Origin of the sequence: Hyphomicrobium sp. B1 (assembly GCF_049532635.1) — a bacterium.
In the GTDB taxonomy this organism is placed as follows: Bacteria; Pseudomonadota; Alphaproteobacteria; order Rhizobiales; family Hyphomicrobiaceae; genus Hyphomicrobium_B.
In genome coordinates, this window is sequence record NZ_CP134871.1 from 4,302,270 (window position 1) to 4,318,619 (window position 16,350).

Genomic DNA, 16,350 nt, shown 5'->3' on the forward strand with positions numbered 1-16,350 from the left:
CCAAGTTGTATGACGACCCGGACGCAAGATTTGCATTTCGCCCAGGATTTTCCGGCCGCCAATATCGATGAATGGCGCGCCCTCGTCGAAAAAGCGCTGAAAGGCGCCGATTTCGAGAAACGGCTTGTCAGCCACACGGCCGACGGCCTGAAGATCGAGCCGCTCTATACCCGCCGCGACGCGCTTCAAAGCACGGTAAACGAGCTGCCAGGCAAGCCCCCGCTCACCCGCGGCATGAGGCCCGCACGTGATGGCCTCGGCTGGGACATTCGCACCTTCCACATCGAGGCCGACCCGAAAGCGGCGAACAAGGCAATTCTGGAAGATCTCGAAGGCGGCGTGACATCCATCGCACTTCAGGTTTGCGGCAACGGCCTGCCCGCCACCAAGGAAGCATTCGCCGAGGCGCTCGCGGGCGTCCTGCTTGACGTTTGCCCCATCGTCCTTGTTACCGGAGAAAACGTCTTCGACGCCGCCCTCGCGCTGATGGCGGAATGGGACGCAAAAGGCATTAAGCCTGCCGAACGCCAGGGCTCGTTCGGCGCCGATCCCCTCGGCACGCTGGCGATGACCGGCCGCTTGTCGGAACCGGTCGAGACGGCGCTCGCACGCGCCGTCGCGTTGATGAAGACGACGATGGCGTCACCGCGCGTTCAGGTCATGACGGCCGATGGCGTCCCGGCTCACGTCGCAGGCGCCAGCGAAGCCCAAGAGCTTGCGTTCATGCTGTCGGCGCTCGTTGCTTATTTGCGTGCAGCGGACAAGGGCGGCATCGCTCCTGCCGAAGCACTCCCGAAAATCAACGTCGCGCTTGCAGCCGACATCGATGAATTCTCCACAATCGCAAAATTGCGCGCGGCGCGTCACCTGATCTGGCGCGTCGCGGACGCTTGCGGTGCAGGCGATGCGGCATCTGCCGTCACGCTCAATTGCCCGACGTCCTATCGCATCATGGCGAAGCGCGATCCGTGGACGAACATCCTGCGCACGACGATCGCCTGCGCAGGCGCGGCTCTCGGTGGCGCCGACGCCATCGTCGTGCTGCCCTTCACGTTCGCACTTGGCAAGCCCGATGCATTCGCGCGCCGCGTCGCGCGCAACATCCAGATCGTCTGCCAGGAAGAAAGCCACCTCGGCCGCGTCAATGACCCGGCAGGCGGTTCCTGGTACGTCGAGAACCTGACCGACGACATGACGAAGAAAGCCTGGGAAATCTTCCAGGATATCGAAGCCCGCGGCGGCCTTCTTGCCTGCCTGCAATCGGGCTTCGTGCAAGAAATGATCGCAAAAACGGCAGAGACACGCGCCAAGTCGGTCGCAACAATCCGCCAGGAATTGACGGGCGTGAATGCGTTTCCGCTGCTCGGCGACGATGGCGTTCATGCCGATCCGTGGCCGGCAGCATCGGCGCCAACGGCGAATGCCGCCGTCGAGATCGCACCCCTGAAACCGCATCGCCTCGGCGAAGCGTTCGAAGCGTTGCGCGACGCGGCGGACGCACACGGCGGCTTCAACATCTTCCTCGCCAGCATGGGCGAGATCGTCGATCACAACATCCGCACGACGTGGACGAAAAACTACCTCGCGGCGGGTGGCATCGCGACGCTCGTCAGCGACGGTTACAAGACGCCCGAGGCTGCAGCCGAAGCCTTCCGTAAATCCGGAGCGACCGCCGCGTGCCTCTGTTCGTCCGATGCGGTCAATGCCGCGCTTTCAGAACCGACGGCAAAAGCTCTGAAAGCCGCAGGCGCCAAACTCGTGCTCATGGCCGGTCGGCCGGGCGACAACGAGGCAGCGCTCAAGGCCGCCGGCGTCGATCAGTTCCTGTTTGCCGGGGCCGATGCAGTCGCCACGCTGAAAGGCCTGCAAGACAAATTGGCCTAAGCGAAAAGCCAAGGAAACGACGAGACGTGGATTCAAAAGTACAAGCCGCTCGCAAAGCGGCAATCCGTCGAAAATTGCATTTGCGCCGCTATAGGTATGTCAGCCTCTCGCGCCGCCTTTGGCTTCGCCGCTGCGTCTTCCTTCTCGGCGCCGTCTGCATCGGCCTTGCCGCGGTCGGCTTTGCCAAGCTCGCCGACGCGGCGCAGGACCTCTACTACCGGATGCTGCACACCTCGCCGTGGCTACCGCTGATCCTGTCGCCCATCGGCTTTGCCGTGCTCGCCTACATCACCGCGCGCTGGTTCCCGGCGTCTTCGGGAAGCGGTATTCCCCAGGTCATCGCCGCGCGGCGGAGCAAGATCGTTGCATTCCGGAAACGCATTCTCGGCTGGCCGACGATGGTCGCAAAGATCATCATGACGACGATTGCACTGATCTTCGGCGCATCCGTTGGACGCGAAGGCCCGACTGTTCAGGTCGGTGCTTCGGTCATGTATGCGGTTGCCGGTTATGCCGGCATCGGACGACACAACGGCTTGGTGCTCGCAGGCTCGGCGGCTGGCATCGCCGCGGCGTTCAACGCGCCCATCGCCGGTATTCTCTTCGCCATCGAGGAGGTCGCCAAATCTTATGCCGGCCGCATCAACGAACTCGTCATCGCCTCTGTCGCGATCGCTGGCGGCGTGAGCTGGTTCATCCTCGGAAATTACGCTTATTTCGGTGTGGTCTCTGCCAATATGGCACATGCCGCCGACTGGTCCGCCATCCCGATCTGCGCACTGCTGGGCGGCCTCATGGGCGGCTTCTTTTCGCGCTCGCTCGTCGTACTTGTGCGCAAGCCGCCATCTTTCATCGCGACGCTCCGCCGTCGCCCTGCCATCTTCGCCGCCGTCTGCGGCCTCATCGTCGCGGTGCTCAGCATTGCAACGGGCGGATATGCCTCCGGCAACGGCTATATGGAAACGCATGCCGGACTGGTGGACGGCAATCACATTCCCTTCTGGTATGGGCCGTGCAAGCTCATCACGACGCTTCTGTCGTCGGCGAGCGGCATTCCCGGCGGTCTCTTTTCGCCGTCGCTTGCGGTCGGCGCCGGATTGGGCTCGATGGTCACGCCGATCTTCTCGTTCGTCGAACCGCGCGCCCTGATGCTGATGATGACCGTCGGCTACTTTGCCGCCGTCGTGCAATCGCCGCTCACCGCCGTCGTGATCGTGATGGAAATGACGAGCGACCGGAACATGGTCATCCCGCTGATGGCGACGTCGCTGCTCGCTGCAGGCATTTCGCGCCTTATCCAGCGCGAGCCGCTCTATCACGCGCTATCGCACGGCTTCAATCCGCTGCCATCTGAACTGAAGAAATAGAACCGGAGGGGCTCCTGCCCCTCCTTTCAGCATCCGCAGAAGATTCCGATGCACGACCTTTCGGTCTTTGCGCATTTCGAAATCAGCGGTTCCATCGACTGCCCCGGGATGCCGATCTGAAAATCCTTGTTGTCAGCACCGGCTTTTTCATCGGCACCCGCCTGCCGCGGCTGATCGACGGCAGCCGTCTTAGTCGGCGGCGCTTCGTGGCCCAACACTATTCGATGCCGCGGGAGCCGACGTTCACTTTGCTTTTTTTTTGAGCCAGGGACGACATCGGTGGAGCTTCTTCCGCGGAGTCGATCACCATACCGAGACCCATCGCCGGCTGATATTTTTTCGTAAGCCGTTCGCGCCCCTCAGCCGCCGCGACCTTCCGTTCGGCTTTGCGCCGCTTGTGCGCTGTTTCTGCCGTCTTAGCGGGATAGCCGGTGATAATCTTCACAGGGTCCGCAACCGTCGTCGGGCGCCCGTTCGGATCGGGAACAGCCGGAACCTGCGGTTCTGCTGGCGCTTCTGAAATACTCGCCGTAACAACCGGCCGGGTGACGATAACTGGCGCCGGTTTCTCAGGCGCAGCGGCAGCCATTTGCTGGTCGGGCTTGCGCACTTCGATCTGTTGCGCGTCCGCCGGCTTCGCATCGCCATTCAATGCAAATTTAGCGCTTAACTCCTCCGCCGCAATCCGCGCCGCAGGAGGATTCTGCGCGGCAAACGCCTGCATCGCCAAAACGAACTCGCTGAAATTGACGACCGGAACGAACTCCGGAACCTTGATCGACTGCGCACGCTGCTGCGCCGGCGGTATCGCATCGGCAGCATCGGCCGCGCCGCCGGATCCTAATCTGGTTGGTGCGGAAAATGAGGACGCAGCGACGGCGCCAAGAACCACTGCAACTGCCTTAAATCTCACGACGCACACCCCACGCGATACTCGATGGGACTGCTCGTCGACGCCGGCCCGCACCGGTGCCGCGGCACCCTTCAAAACACACACACGGGCAAGGTAGCTTCGTACTCTAACCCCCCGTGCCCCAACGACTAATGAAACGCTAACAAAGGCAGGAGAATGGCACGCGCGATGCTCTGTCAGAGCCCAATAGCAGCACTGCGCAAACCTATTCGCGGCCCGACACAGCAAGCACGGCCATGACGCCGAGGATCGGCAGCGAGGCGAGCACCGATGCCGCAGGCACCGCATATTCGTTGCCGCCTTCGGTCAACGGCGACAGCAGAGCCTGAGTGTCTGGAAAAGCCGCGGCCAGCACAGTCGCGGCAGTGACGATAGCAGCTCCAGCAGCTCCAACAGCGACAGCAGACATGACACTCCTCCCATCTCAAAATTGCTCCGGCCATGGCAGGCCGATGCGTGGGAGAATGAACACGGCGCCAAACTCTCGCTGTTACCGGAGTGACAAACCGACAGCGCCGCCGCCGCGAAAGCGAACGACGCGCTTCGGCCGGTAAGAGCAGCCGGGCTAGTTGTCGAGTTTTTCGATTTTCGCCGCGAGATCCGGCACTACCGTCATCCGGTAGTGAACACCCTTACACGCAACGATCCAGACTTTGGCGTTAGGCTTCGATGCGTCGTTGTCCAGTCGCGCGCTGTCGGGATGATCGCACGCAAAGCCCTGCGTACGAAGCTGCGCGGCCAGAAGATCCATCGGCGGCTCGAGCCCGCTCTCGGCAATGGCGCTTGAAGCCGACAATCCGGCCGCGATCGCCGAAGCCATGAAGATGATTGAGTTGCGCATAGGACGTTTCCAGGAAATGACGGCAGATATTACGACGAAACGCGACCGATATCCGTCGGGACCACAGTTCGAGGTAAACAATATACTGCTCATTCCTCGATTTTTATTTCGCTCGGACGATGGAGCGACGCAACAAGGGTATACGAAATCAACATTAAGAGGAACCACGAACCGAGCTTTCCGGCGCTCACAAGTTGCCAGCCGTGCCGCTGGTTGGGATAAGCCCACGCCGCCGTAAACGTCCCGATATTCTCGGCAAACCAGATGAAAAGCGCCACCAGAAATAGCCCGAGCAACAGCGGCATGCTGCGGTGCGTCTTCCAGATCCTATAATAGACCGTGCACGGCCCGATGAGGACGATGGCGGCCGCAAGGAGAATGGGCCGAAAATCCCAGACGTAATGGTGGGCAAAAAAGTTCGCATAAATGGCGACGCTTAGAATGCCCAGCGCCCAAACCGGCGGATGCCGGGTAAATCGAAAATCGAAAAGCCGCCAGCAACGCGCGATATAGGAACCGACCGCCGCATACATGAAGCCGGTGAACAGCGGCACGCCCGCAATGCGAAGCAGGCTCGCCTCGGGATAGACCCACGATCCGACCGACGTCTTGAAGATTTCCATCACCGTCCCGACGGCGTGAAACACGACGATGACTTTCGCTTCCTCGAGCGTCTCAAGTTTGAAAAGCAGCATTGCCAATTGGATCAGGACAGCCGCGATAACGAGAAAATCGTATCGCGCCAGCGCCGCCCCTTTCGGATAGAAAAAATGCGTCGCGATCAGCAGCGCGAGAAGCAAAGCTCCGAACAGACAGGCCCACGCCTGCTTCACACCGAAGCGGACGAACTCGTAGGCAAAGTGAGAAAGCCGCCCGTGTGCTTCCGCCGCCTCACCAATCCGCGCTTCCCAATCGATGAAGCGCGCAAGCGGCGGCCACTGTCGGGCTGCACTTCGCTGCGAGGCATCCCCGGAAACTTTGCGTTGCATATTGCACCCTGAAACTGGCGCCCCCTTTGCGCATCATGCCGAGGTTTATGGCTTTATGAGCCCCGCGCAGGCCACTTGCAGCATCGACGTGGAAGCATCGAGTTTCCACACGATCATCCCGTCCCTTCCCTAGGCGCAGCCCGATATGCCAAATGATCGCGACGCAAGGAGATCGCCTTTGACTGCCCCGACGAGCCCACCCCCTGCACCGAGCCATTCGCTGCTACGCCTGATGCTGATGGGTCTGCTGAGCGGCATCATCTCGGCTTTCGTCGCAGCATCCGCACTCGTCATCCTGGCCGATCCCCGCGTCTTCGGAACAGGGAACGCCGGAGCAGCCGTCAAGGACTTCGGCAACGACATGCCGACGACCCTGCTGGCAGCCTTCATCTGGTTCCTACCCGTGGGGATATTTATTTTCCCACCCGCGGCGAAATTTCTCGGCGCAGCCTCCAGTACCGGAACTCTTCGCCTGCTGAAATTCGTTGCGCTGGCGGCCATCCTCTGGTGCCTTCTGGCGGAGGCGATTTACCTCGTCCTGACGCCGCTAGCACCTGCCCCGCCGGGCGCCCAGAGCGCCGATCTGATCCGCGCCGCACTAAGCGGAGTTTTTTTCGCCGTCGTTTACGATCTGCTTCTCCGCCGAAGGGACTACCTCCTGGACCGCAAACCTCGCTAAACCTTTCCCCGCCCCAAGTTTTGCCGTACCTTGCGGCGGACGATAACCACTTTTGACCGGATCACCGACCCGCATGACTTCGATTCCGAATTTTGCTCAGATTCCCCTCGATCCGGAGACGCCGGTCAAATCCGCTTCGGCGGCCGAGGCGCCGAGCGCCCCCGTGTGGGAAACGCCGGAAGGCATTCCTGTGAAGCCGGTCTTCACCGATGCCGATACGGCCGGGCTCGACTTCATCGACGGCCTGCCGGGTATCGCGCCCTACGTGCGCGGCCCCTATCCGGCGATGTATGCGCTCCAGCCCTGGACGATCCGTCAGTACGCCGGCTTCTCGACGGCAGAAGATTCGAACGCCTTCTATCGCCGCAACATCGCGGCCGGCCAGAAGGGCCTCTCGATCGCCTTCGACCTGGCGACCCACCGCGGCTATGATTCCGACCACCCGCGCGTGAAGGGTGACGTCGGCATGGCGGGCGTCGCCATCGATTCGATCTACGACATGCGCGTGCTGTTCGACGGCATTCCGCTCCAGGACATGACCGTCTCGATGACGATGAACGGCGCCGTGCTGCCTGTGCTGGCGCTTTTCATCGTTGCGGGCGAAGAACAGGGCGTACCGCCACAGAAACTCGCCGGAACCATTCAGAACGACATTCTGAAAGAGTTCATGGTGCGTAACACCTACATCTATCCGCCCGCACCTTCGATGCGCATCGTCTCGGACATCTTCGCCTACACGTCCGCGAACATGCCGAAATTCAACTCGATCTCGATTTCCGGCTATCACATGCAGGAAGCGGGCGCGACCGCCGACCTCGAACTCGGCTACACGATCGCTGACGGCATCGAATACGCCCGCGCTGGCGTTGCAGCAGGCCTGGACATCGACGCCTTTGCCCCGCGCCTGTCGTTCTTCTGGGCGATCGGCATGAACTACTTCATGGAGATCGCCAAGATGCGCGCCGCGCGTCTGCTCTGGGCGAAGCTCATCAAGGAAGAGTTCAAACCGAAAGACCAGCGCTCGCTGTCGTTGCGCACGCACTCGCAGACGTCGGGCTGGTCGCTCACTGCGCAGGACATTTTCAACAACGCGACGCGAACCTGCCTCGAAGCCATGGCCGCCACGCAAGGCCATACGCAGTCGCTGCACACGAACGGCCTCGATGAAGCCATCGCGCTGCCGACCGACTTCTCCGCCCGCATCGCCCGCAACACGCAGCTCCTCTTGCAGCAGGAAAGCGGAACCTGCCGCACGATCGACCCGTGGGGCGGCAGCCATTACGTCGAACGCCTGACGTACGAACTCGCGAAAAAAGCGATGTCGCACATCCAGGAAGTCGAAGAACAGGGCGGCATGGCGAAGGCCATCGCTGCAGGCATTCCGAAGCTGCGCATCGAAGAAGCCGCCGCCCGGACGCAGGCTCGGATCGACAGCGGCCGCCAGACGATCACCGGTGTCAACAAGTATCAGATCAAGGGCGACAAGGAGATCAACTTCCTCAAAGTTGACAACCACGCCGTCCGCGAAGCCCAGCTTGCGAAGCTCGAACGCCTGCGCGGCGAGCGCAACGAGGCCGAAGTGCAAGCTGCGCTCAACGATTTGACCGAAGGCGCCAAAGGCAACGCCAACCTGCTCGATCTCGCCGTGAAGGCCGCGCGCAAGAAGGCGACCGTCGGCGAAATCTCCTATGCGCTGGAGAAAGTGTTCTCGCGCCACAAGGCCGAAATTCGCGCCATCAGCGGTGTGTACAAAAAGGAAGCGGCGATGAATCCGAGCCTTGAGCGCGTCAAGAAGCTCGTCGAGCAGTTCGACAAGAATGACGGCCGCCGCCCGCGCATCCTGATCGCCAAGCTCGGCCAGGACGGCCACGACCGCGGCCAGAAAGTTATCGCTTCCGCGTTCGCCGACCTCGGCTTCGATGTCGATATCGGACCGCTGTTTGCGACCGCCGACGAAGCCGCGCGCCAGGCCGTCGAAAACGACGTGCACGTTGTCGGCGTCTCGACCATGACGGCGGGCCATCTCACGCTCGTGCCGGAACTGAAAGCAGCGCTCGACAAGGAAGGCCGCGGCGACATCATGATCGTCGTCGGCGGCGTCATTCCCCCGTCAGACTACGAAGCGCTCTATGCGGCAGGCGCCAAGGCCGTCTTCGGTCCTGGCACCAACATCCCCGAAGCCGCCGCCGACCTCGTTGAAAAACTCAACGCGCAGTTGGGCTACGTGGACAAGCAAGCGGCGGAATAAATCCCCCGCTATTCAATTCAATTTCGCGAAAGGTACCGATCATGGCTTTCGACCAGATCAAGCTCGAAATCGAGCAGCTGCTGACCGACATGCAGAACCAGCCACAAGACAGCCACGAAATTTATCTGTCGGTGATGGAGAAGCTCAATCAGCTCAAGGCGACGGGCATGCCGCTGCCCGAAGATCTGGTGAAGCTTGAACAGGAACTTGAAAAAGAATTCGCAGAAGAGCAGCGCGAAGGCGAGTGAGGACACTTGCGCCGGGTATGGCCCGCTTATAGCCGCTCAAGTACGGCGCTAAGTTTGTCCCGGACAGTTTCGGCAATCTCAGGTAAGACTGGATTGCCGACACGGGCCATAGCAGCAGCGGGATTGACCGCTGCGACTTCGACGTCGCCAGCCGCACGCTCCTGAACGATGACATTGCATGGAAGCATGACGCCGATCTTATCCTCGGCCTGCAACGCGCGATACGCGAGCTGCGGATTGCAAGCTCCCAGGATTCGATAGGGCCGCCACTCTGCATCGATTTTCGACTTCAACGTCGCACTGACGTCGATGTCGCTGAGAATGCCGAACCCTTCATCCTTGAGCGCCGATATCACTTTCGTAACCACCTCGGCGAAAGGAATCTGCAACGTCTTCGCGATGTAATAATCCATTCGTGCAATCCGAACTTAGATCATGCAGCAGCCGATACCAAGCAGTGCGTCGGCCTTCTTCTTCTGATCGTCGCTCAAAGCATTGTAGAGCGCCTCAACCGACGGCCGAACGGCCTTTAAGTTCTGCACCATATTTTCCATCGCCTTGGTGCGGGCGTCCAAACGATCAAGCGCACTTCCTGAGTGCATGACCTTCATCATTTCCGTGCGCGTTTCCTGCATGCTGGCCACACGCGCCTTCACGGCTTTTGCGTAGTCGTCCCATGCTGCCGTCTGCTCAGCGGTGATGCCAAGCTCGGCCCTCATGTACGCAAGGCGGCCTTCCATCATCGGGCCCATGTCATTCATCATGCCACGGCCCATCATCATGCCGTGGCCCATCATGGCCATGCCAGACTGACCCATCATACCGGGGCCCATGCCTTGGCCACCCATCATGCCTTGGCCCATCATCGGCATTTGCGGCTGACTGTCTTGGGCAGGAGCAACGCCGACTCCAAGACCTATTGTGCCGATAAGCGCTCCAGCAAGAACACGCAAATTCTGCTTCATGGCCACTCTCCTTCCCGGCTTGTTCTCAACCAGGAACGGAATCCGTTTTCTTGGCCCTGCGCGCGTTGATGGGCGTCAAGTGTTACAGATTTTTATTACGTCTCGAATGTCGCGACGGCGCGATGGAGCCGACACCGGCCTTCAACACAAAAAAGCCATGGCCGACGCAAAGCGTCAGCCACGGCACCCAATGTTATCGAAGAAAAAAGCCTAGTACTTCCTGAGCCGAAAGAAAGCCGTGCCGGCTTCGCCAGCCAAGCTGACATCGCCAGTGCGCCCCGAGACGGTGATCCGGATTCGGCCGCCGGTATTATACTGCTCGTTGAAGAAGCTGCCGACATAGCTATTGGCACCGACCTTCGTCAGCTGAGCCGTCTGATCGACTTTCGCCGAGGATGTGGCGCACGAAGCCGACATCTCATAGCTGCGCGCGCCAGTCTTCGCAAAATGCGCACGGCACCGCGCTTTCTCTTTCGTGCCCGACGAGAAATTGATGTTCCCGTTTCCGGCCCACGTCCCAACCAGCATTGCAGATTCGGCGCGTGCTTCGGCGACAACCATACCGAGCCCTAACGCACCAGCGAGCGTCACGGCAAATACCGAAGCGCGGCGCGCTTTTGAAAGGTGGCTCTGGATCATTCCAATACTCCGTTGAAACCGGCCGCCCCACGAAATATAGCGCACCGTGTCAAATGTTGCAGCCGGGTGCAGGTAGGCATCGTTTGGAAAATCGTCAATTGCCGTAAACACCAAACTGGGCGTTCACCAGACCGCGCTCCGCCGACACGAACGCCGCTTCCGCCGCCGCAAATTCATCAAATCTGAAGTCAACCGCCGCTAGAGTGATGACAGACATGTGAAGGCCGTCCAGCCCTCGCTCACCATTTGGTTGCAGCATTCCTACCGGCCGAACTTGTCGTTTAAGAAAAAGCATGCTCAGCAGGAGGCATGAAGACCCTCCCGGAATCCTTCCGCCCCTTCGATGCCCGCATGCTGGACGTCGGCGATGGTCATTGGATCTACATCGAGGAAGTGGGCCGGAAGGGCGGCCGGCCGATCGCATTTCTGCATGGAGGCCCCGGCAGCGGCTCGCAGGTGCTGCACCGCACGCTATTCGACCCCGCCCGCGATCATGTCTTCCTGATCGACCAGCGCGGCGCCGGACGCAGCCACCCCTACCTCTCCTGCAAGGCCAACACGACGGCCCATATCGTTGCCGATCTCGAAGCCGTTCGCGCTCATTTTGCCATCGACCGCTGGATGCTCGTCGGCGGCTCTTGGGGATCGACGCTGGCGCTCGCCTATGCCGAACGGCACCCGGAACGGGTAACGGCGCTTGTCTTGCGGGCGCTGTTTCTCGGCACCGACGAAGAAGTTCGCTGGGCCTTCGTCGACGGGCCTCAGATTTTCCGCCCCGAACTATTCGAAGCCTATTGTAATCGTCTTCCGCAGGAGGAGCGGGCCAACCCGCTGGCCGCTTACGTCAAACGCCTGACCGGCCCCGACGGCGCTGAGAGAACGCGCGCCGCTCACGCCTGGAACGCCTACGAGCGCGCCCTCTCGGAACTCCAGCCAAGACACGCCGTCATTCCAGAAACGGTCGCTGATAGCGCCCGCCTGCCGCCGACGCCAATCGTCGAAGCACACTACATCGCGAACAGCTTTTTTCTTCAGCCCGGCGAGTTGCTGGCCAACGCTCATCGCTTGCGCGACATTCCGGGCGTCATTGTGCAGGGTCGCTACGACCTTCTGTGCCCGCCGAAGGTCGCTCACGCCATAGCGTCCGTCTGGCCCGCCGCGCGCCTGGAGATCATCGACCACGCCGGGCACTCGATGACAGAGCCCGGCGTGATGGAAGCCATGCGCCGCGCCATTTCCGATCTCTCGGCTGGTTAATTTCCACTTGTGGCCTTCCGCGTCGTGGAGACACAGTCGATCGTTAATTAACGATCGCGCTTGACTTCACAGCCGAACATCGTCACTAGCTCACGCATTGCTCTCCGATGGCGCTCGGGTCCTCGTGCCACTTGAAAGCGGTTCAATCACCGCGCTCGACCCTGCATTGAGATCAATCCTTATAGACAAGGCCGCACCCCGAAAGCGCCGGTGTGGGCCATGGGACGAACCTCCGGCACCAGATGTGTGCGCGGGGCTCGAAGCCCTTGGGACTTTTTCACTTTGACTACTGAAACTTTTGAGGCATTCGGCTTTGCTGAACCTCTCGCGCGTGCTCTGACGCAGTGCGGATACACGACGCCCACACCGATTCAGGTGCAGGCGCTTCCGCCGCAGCTCGAAGGCCGCGACCTGCTCGGCATGGCCGAGACGGGATCGGGCAAAACCGCAACATTCCTTCTGCCGCTTCTGAACAAGTTCGCAGCGAGCCCGTCCGACCCGCAATGGAAGCAGGTCTCGGCGCTGATCCTTGCGCCGACGCGTGAGCTTGCGGTCCAGATCGACCAGGAAGTCGCCAAGCTCTCGCGCAACATGAACCTGCGCCGCGCCGTCGTCCTCGGTGGCGTCAGCAAAGGTCCGCAGATCAACGCGCTGAAGCGGGGCGTTCACATCCTTGTGGCGACGCCGGGCCGCCTGCTCGACCACGTCAATATGCGAAGCTGTGATCTCTCCGGCGTGCAGACGCTCGTCATCGACGAAGCCGACCGCATGTTCGACATGGGCTTCGTCCGCGACATCAAGAAGATCGTTTCGCTCATCCCGCAGAAGCGGCGCACCGCGCTCTTCTCTGCCACGATGCCCGACGAGATTAAGAAGTTCGCCTACGACATCCTCCACGAACCTTATCGCATCGATCTCTCTTCCAAGAAGATCGTTGTCGATCGCATCGACCAGAAGGTCATGATCGTGAAGGCGACAGAGAAGCAAAGCCGCCTGCACACCATTCTGAACGACGATGGCGCCAGCCGCGTCATCGTCTTCACCCGTACGAAGCGTGGTGCGGATCGCGTTGCTGGACGTCTTGGGATGGCAGGCATCAGCGCCTCCGCTTTCCACGGCAACAAGGCTCAGAACGCTCGCCAGCGCGCGCTCAATGATTTCACGATGGGCCACATTCGTGTGCTCGTTGCGACCGATATTGCGGCACGCGGCATCGACGTCTCGAACATCACGCATGTCATCAACTTCGACATGCCTCTCGATCCCGAGACATATGTTCATCGTGTTGGCCGCACGGCCCGCAAGGGCACGAACGGCATCGCGATTTCCCTGTGCGATCCGTCCGAACGCCAGGAAGTCCGCGCCATCGAGCGCATGATGAAGCAGCCGCTCGAAGTCATCGACGATGTCGGTGGCGAAGTCCTGCCGCCGCTGCCGCGCAATCATCAGTCGAACGACGGTGAAGGCGGTCGCCGCGAAGCCAATCGGAGCGGTCGTGGCGGCGAGCATCGTCAGCGCGACGGCGCCCCTCGCGGAGACCGCCAAGCCCATCGCGGCAATCGCGACCGCGGCCGTGACCGCCCCGCCTACCAGGGCGAAGGCCGTGAAGGCCGCCCCGAACGCCCCGCAGTGTTCGGCGTCACCGATCGCGAACGCCCAGCGCGTCCGGAACGTTCAGAGCGTCCTGCTCACCACGAACGTCCGGAGCGGCCCGCACGCGCCGAACGTCACGAACGGTCGGATCGCCAAGAGCGTTCGGCTCGCCCGGAACGTCAAGAACGCCCGCAGCGCCATCGGGACGACAGCCGTCCGCGTGACCGCGATCAGCTGAACGCACGTTCGCATGGCAGCAACGGCCATTCGGCTAATGCAGAGCGTCGCGAACACAAGCCGAGCGACCATCATCGCCCGAAAGATCACCGCGGCGAACTCCGCGCCGATCACCGTGGCGAGAACGGTCACGATCATCGCCACGGACCGCGCCATGCCGAAGGCCGCCACCGCAACGAAGCCAACGTTGGCAATCGCGAGGCCGGTCATGGATCGAAAAAACCGCAACGCGACGGCGAGAGCCGCCGGTCGTGGGGCAATGACGGCGGCGCGCCGAAGTTCATGAAGCGCCGCGACGATGATCGCAACCGCGCCCGTCCGGCCCGCTGAGCGTTCGCACGGTGCGATCAGCTCACTGATCGAAACAGTATCGAGCCCGGCCATAAAAATGGCCGGGCTTTTTTACGGCCCGGCCAAAGTCGAAACGAAGGGAGTAAGAGCAGAAAAGGTTGCGACGCCTTAGCCCTTCTTGTCGGGCTCGGCAGGAGCCTGCTCCGGTCCGCCGTCATTGTCGTCGTTGTCCTGCATCCGCGGACCATCATGCGAGCCGGGGCCCATCATACCGGGCCCCATGTGCGGGCCATGACCGAACCAGCCATGATCGCGGCCGCCCGGACCCCAGCCTTCGGCGAAGCGGTGACCGCGCGGGCCATGACCTAAGCCGGGGCTCAGTTCGCGGACCAGCGGACGAAGGACTTCTTTCTGCTCATCCGATAGCGATGCATAGAACGGCGAGAAGGCCGTCGAGAACGCCTTCATGCGGTCGGCGCGTTCGCCCATCCGCTTGCTCATCATTTCGAAGCGCGTAGCGAGATCTGGACGCTTGTGTTCGGCTTCATCCTTGCCGCCCTTGGAGTGCTCGGCTTTCCACTCTTCGCGCTTCTTCTGCCATTTCTCGATGCGGGCTTCGCGCGCCTTGAACGCGTCGCGAACCTGCGTTTCAACCGGCGCCCAGAGCTTTTCCTGATCCGGCGTAAGTTGCAGCGCCGTCTTCACCATCGCCAGGCGGCCGTCCTCAAGACGTGACCGGGTCTCAGGCGACATCATGCGCCATCCGGCATGGTCGGCCGTCTTAGCGATAGCAACGGTTGCAGGGACTGCTGCGACAGCGGCAATCGCAATCCAGGTGCCACGCGATAAAGTCTTCATGGACATCTCCTTAGGGCCGGGGAAGGCATTTAGGGGGATCGTTGCCCGGCCATCGGAGATAAAAACGCAACTATCTTCGCGATCCGTCGCCGTTTGCGGCTGACATCGCGAGAATGAATAAAGATGAACGAATTCAGGCAGAAAGCGGGCATGAACAAAGCCCACCCGTAGATGCCAATGACGCCTTGCGCCGAAGCGTTCAGTTCGTCCCGTTGATGATCGCCAGCGACGTGGGATCAATAGCCGCCGCGCGGCGCGCCCCCGCAACGTTGCCTGACTTCTGCGGATCGGCAGGTATCATGGTCGACGACAGGCTGCCGCGCAAAGCACTGGATGAGGGCTGCGCATAGACCACGCGATTGCGCCCGGCGTAGCAACCCGCGATGCAGATCACAAGATCTTCGTTCGGGCGCGCAGCCAGGATCTGCTTGACGAGCGGGCTGTCGGTTCCGGGCAGCGAGCGCAAGCTCGCGCCGTCTTCAGGCACGCTGTTGAGATTGCCGGGCTTCGGCACGTAAGAGTCCGGCCCTGCGGGATCGAATTGATCGCCGTCCGCCGTCGAATTTTCAACATCGGCGCTTTCCGCGAATGCCGCCGACACCGGCAGGACAACGAATACGGAAAGGAGAGCGGCGAATCCGATTGACCGCGACGAGCTACGCATAACGGCAGGCTCCAGAACTGAACGAATTGGAAAAGAATGTGCCGTACCGAAGTTAAAGAAACGCTTAAGACATTCTCATGCGCCACGGCTTACGGCGCGATCGTCACCTGGAACGACCGGCTGACCGTCTCCCCGCTAGCAAGCTTTGCAGTAACGGCGAAACTGTCCGTGCCGTCCGTGCCATCCCGCGCCGTGTAGTAAATGCCTGTGCCTATCGCGGTCTTTCCGATGCAGGTGCCTTTCGCCGAATATTCAATCGTCGTCTGTTGGCCGGGAACGAAAGCCAGATCGCCCTTGGCCGGCGGCTGCGTAATCGCGATCTCGGGCGCGGCCAACTGCTCGCACTTGTCGCCGAGGCCCGCAAAAATGAAAACACGGGCACGCCGTCCAGGCACGACCGGAGCCGACCGTACTGCCACATCCGTCGGCGGGGTGCTGGTGGGAGACTGCAGCGTCGCCATGTTGGCCCCCTGCCCCGAACAACCGCCGACGCACGCAGCGATCACCGCCAAAAGCGCGACCGGCAGCCGACACCAGCGCACGCCGCCCGCACAATATTCGTCAGCACTCTGGTTGCCCAAACGCATCATCTGTTCCGGCGTCTCCGATTCTGTCGTCGAACTGTAATCCCCGGCTCCTAAACGCCCCTCGGTAAAGTTCGTTGGGGGTCACTCGAA

Annotated in this window: 18 protein-coding genes; 7 read left to right on the forward strand and 11 right to left on the reverse strand. The window is 61.3% G+C overall.

Annotation, left to right across the window (positions count from 1 at the left end; genetic code table 11):
* The first annotated feature begins 9 nt into the window (after positions 1 to 9).
* Together RLW55_RS20580 and RLW55_RS20585 are read left to right on the forward strand one after the other, a co-directional pair.
* On the forward strand, positions 10 to 1,884 hold the full coding sequence (locus RLW55_RS20580) for a methylmalonyl-CoA mutase family protein (protein ID WP_423415226.1): 1,875 nt from the start codon (positions 10 to 12) through the stop codon (positions 1,882 to 1,884).
* 26 nt (positions 1,885 to 1,910) lie between these two features.
* Positions 1,911 to 3,251 (forward strand): chloride channel protein, encoded by a 1,341-nt coding sequence (locus tag RLW55_RS20585; RefSeq protein WP_423415227.1) that lies wholly within the window; start codon positions 1,911 to 1,913, stop codon positions 3,249 to 3,251.
* Positions 3,252 to 3,468: 217 nt separating this feature from the next.
* Here the strand turns inward: RLW55_RS20585 and RLW55_RS20590 are convergent, their stop codons facing one another.
* From RLW55_RS20590 to RLW55_RS20605, 4 genes are all read right to left on the reverse strand, one after another.
* Entirely contained in the window at positions 3,469 to 4,164 is a 696-nt protein-coding gene (locus RLW55_RS20590) for a hypothetical protein (protein ID WP_423415228.1), read from the reverse strand.
* A gap of 205 nt (positions 4,165 to 4,369) precedes the next feature.
* The gene (locus tag RLW55_RS20595; protein ID WP_013946523.1) at positions 4,370 to 4,573 is read right to left on the reverse strand and encodes a hypothetical protein; all 204 of its coding nucleotides are present in this window, start codon (positions 4,571 to 4,573) and stop codon (positions 4,370 to 4,372) included.
* A 156-nt stretch (positions 4,574 to 4,729) separates the two neighbouring features.
* The gene (locus RLW55_RS20600) at positions 4,730 to 5,005 is read right to left on the reverse strand and encodes a hypothetical protein (protein WP_409562434.1); all 276 of its coding nucleotides are present in this window, start codon (positions 5,003 to 5,005) and stop codon (positions 4,730 to 4,732) included.
* A gap of 89 nt (positions 5,006 to 5,094) precedes the next feature.
* Entirely contained in the window at positions 5,095 to 5,994 is a 900-nt protein-coding gene (locus RLW55_RS20605; RefSeq protein ID WP_423415229.1) for a DUF817 domain-containing protein, read from the reverse strand.
* A 178-nt stretch (positions 5,995 to 6,172) separates the two neighbouring features.
* Here RLW55_RS20605 and RLW55_RS20610 point away from each other — a divergent pair, with 178 nt between their 5' ends.
* From RLW55_RS20610 to RLW55_RS20620, 3 genes are all read left to right on the forward strand, one after another.
* Entirely contained in the window at positions 6,173 to 6,673 is a 501-nt protein-coding gene (locus RLW55_RS20610; protein WP_409562432.1) for a hypothetical protein, read from the forward strand.
* 73 nt (positions 6,674 to 6,746) lie between these two features.
* On the forward strand, positions 6,747 to 8,921 hold the full coding sequence (gene scpA / locus RLW55_RS20615) for a methylmalonyl-CoA mutase (RefSeq protein ID WP_409562431.1): 2,175 nt from the start codon (positions 6,747 to 6,749) through the stop codon (positions 8,919 to 8,921).
* Positions 8,922 to 8,962: 41 nt separating this feature from the next.
* Positions 8,963 to 9,169, forward strand: a complete 207-nt coding sequence (locus RLW55_RS20620; RefSeq protein WP_409562430.1) for a hypothetical protein — start codon at positions 8,963 to 8,965, stop codon at positions 9,167 to 9,169.
* A 26-nt stretch (positions 9,170 to 9,195) separates the two neighbouring features.
* Here the strand turns inward: RLW55_RS20620 and RLW55_RS20625 are convergent, their stop codons facing one another.
* The 4 genes from RLW55_RS20625 to RLW55_RS20640 all read right to left on the reverse strand — a co-directional run bounded on the left by RLW55_RS20625 (position 9,196) and on the right by RLW55_RS20640 (position 10,990).
* Positions 9,196 to 9,582 carry a DUF302 domain-containing protein gene (locus RLW55_RS20625; RefSeq protein ID WP_423415230.1) on the reverse strand — a complete coding sequence of 129 codons (387 nt, stop codon included), beginning with the start codon at positions 9,580 to 9,582 and terminating at the stop codon, positions 9,196 to 9,198.
* Positions 9,583 to 9,597: 15 nt separating this feature from the next.
* Positions 9,598 to 10,134 (reverse strand): Spy/CpxP family protein refolding chaperone, encoded by a 537-nt coding sequence (locus RLW55_RS20630; protein WP_423415231.1) that lies wholly within the window; start codon positions 10,132 to 10,134, stop codon positions 9,598 to 9,600.
* A 210-nt stretch (positions 10,135 to 10,344) separates the two neighbouring features.
* Entirely contained in the window at positions 10,345 to 10,773 is a 429-nt protein-coding gene (locus RLW55_RS20635) for a hypothetical protein (RefSeq protein ID WP_409562427.1), read from the reverse strand.
* Positions 10,774 to 10,867: 94 nt separating this feature from the next.
* Positions 10,868 to 10,990, reverse strand: a complete 123-nt coding sequence (locus RLW55_RS20640; RefSeq protein ID WP_423415232.1) for a hypothetical protein — start codon at positions 10,988 to 10,990, stop codon at positions 10,868 to 10,870.
* Positions 10,991 to 11,082: 92 nt separating this feature from the next.
* Between RLW55_RS20640 and pip the strand changes: the two genes are divergently transcribed.
* Both pip and RLW55_RS20650 read left to right on the forward strand, forming a co-directional pair.
* Positions 11,083 to 12,030, forward strand: a complete 948-nt coding sequence (pip, locus tag RLW55_RS20645) for a prolyl aminopeptidase (RefSeq protein ID WP_423415233.1) — start codon at positions 11,083 to 11,085, stop codon at positions 12,028 to 12,030.
* Between the two features lie 282 nt (positions 12,031 to 12,312).
* Positions 12,313 to 14,190 (forward strand): DEAD/DEAH box helicase, encoded by a 1,878-nt coding sequence (locus tag RLW55_RS20650; RefSeq protein ID WP_423415234.1) that lies wholly within the window; start codon positions 12,313 to 12,315, stop codon positions 14,188 to 14,190.
* 129 nt (positions 14,191 to 14,319) lie between these two features.
* Here RLW55_RS20650 and RLW55_RS20655 read toward each other — a convergent pair whose 3' ends face one another.
* From RLW55_RS20655 to RLW55_RS20665, 3 genes are all read right to left on the reverse strand, one after another.
* Entirely contained in the window at positions 14,320 to 15,009 is a 690-nt protein-coding gene (locus RLW55_RS20655) for a Spy/CpxP family protein refolding chaperone (protein WP_423415235.1), read from the reverse strand.
* 199 nt (positions 15,010 to 15,208) lie between these two features.
* Positions 15,209 to 15,673: a hypothetical protein gene (locus tag RLW55_RS20660; protein ID WP_423415236.1), complete on the reverse strand. Its 465-nt coding sequence runs from the start codon at positions 15,671 to 15,673 to the stop codon at positions 15,209 to 15,211.
* Positions 15,674 to 15,762: 89 nt separating this feature from the next.
* Complete coding sequence (locus RLW55_RS20665) at positions 15,763 to 16,263, reverse strand: hypothetical protein (protein ID WP_409562421.1); 501 nt, start codon at positions 16,261 to 16,263, stop codon at positions 15,763 to 15,765.
* Positions 16,264 to 16,350: the final 87 nt, after the last annotated feature.

What these genes read in the sequence shown, in the direction of transcription:
- RLW55_RS20580 (WP_423415226.1), top strand. Translation starts at nt 10, where the DNA reads ATGACGACCCGGACGCAAGATTTGCATTTCGCCCAGGATTTTCCGGCC.
- RLW55_RS20595 (WP_013946523.1), bottom strand. Translation starts at nt 4,573, where the DNA reads ATGTCTGCTGTCGCTGTTGGAGCTGCTGGAGCTGCTATCGTCACTGCC.
- RLW55_RS20600 (WP_409562434.1), bottom strand. Translation starts at nt 5,005, where the DNA reads ATGCGCAACTCAATCATCTTCATGGCTTCGGCGATCGCGGCCGGATTG.
- RLW55_RS20605 (WP_423415229.1), bottom strand. Translation starts at nt 5,994, where the DNA reads ATGCAACGCAAAGTTTCCGGGGATGCCTCGCAGCGAAGTGCAGCCCGA.
- scpA (WP_409562431.1), top strand. Translation starts at nt 6,747, where the DNA reads ATGACTTCGATTCCGAATTTTGCTCAGATTCCCCTCGATCCGGAGACG.
- RLW55_RS20620 (WP_409562430.1), top strand. Translation starts at nt 8,963, where the DNA reads ATGGCTTTCGACCAGATCAAGCTCGAAATCGAGCAGCTGCTGACCGAC.
- RLW55_RS20625 (WP_423415230.1), bottom strand. Translation starts at nt 9,582, where the DNA reads ATGGATTATTACATCGCGAAGACGTTGCAGATTCCTTTCGCCGAGGTG.
- RLW55_RS20630 (WP_423415231.1), bottom strand. Translation starts at nt 10,134, where the DNA reads ATGAAGCAGAATTTGCGTGTTCTTGCTGGAGCGCTTATCGGCACAATA.
- RLW55_RS20635 (WP_409562427.1), bottom strand. Translation starts at nt 10,773, where the DNA reads ATGATCCAGAGCCACCTTTCAAAAGCGCGCCGCGCTTCGGTATTTGCC.
- RLW55_RS20640 (WP_423415232.1), bottom strand. Translation starts at nt 10,990, where the DNA reads ATGTCTGTCATCACTCTAGCGGCGGTTGACTTCAGATTTGATGAATTT.
- pip (WP_423415233.1), top strand. Translation starts at nt 11,083, where the DNA reads ATGAAGACCCTCCCGGAATCCTTCCGCCCCTTCGATGCCCGCATGCTG.
- RLW55_RS20655 (WP_423415235.1), bottom strand. Translation starts at nt 15,009, where the DNA reads ATGAAGACTTTATCGCGTGGCACCTGGATTGCGATTGCCGCTGTCGCA.
- RLW55_RS20660 (WP_423415236.1), bottom strand. Translation starts at nt 15,673, where the DNA reads ATGCGTAGCTCGTCGCGGTCAATCGGATTCGCCGCTCTCCTTTCCGTA.
- RLW55_RS20665 (WP_409562421.1), bottom strand. Translation starts at nt 16,263, where the DNA reads ATGATGCGTTTGGGCAACCAGAGTGCTGACGAATATTGTGCGGGCGGC.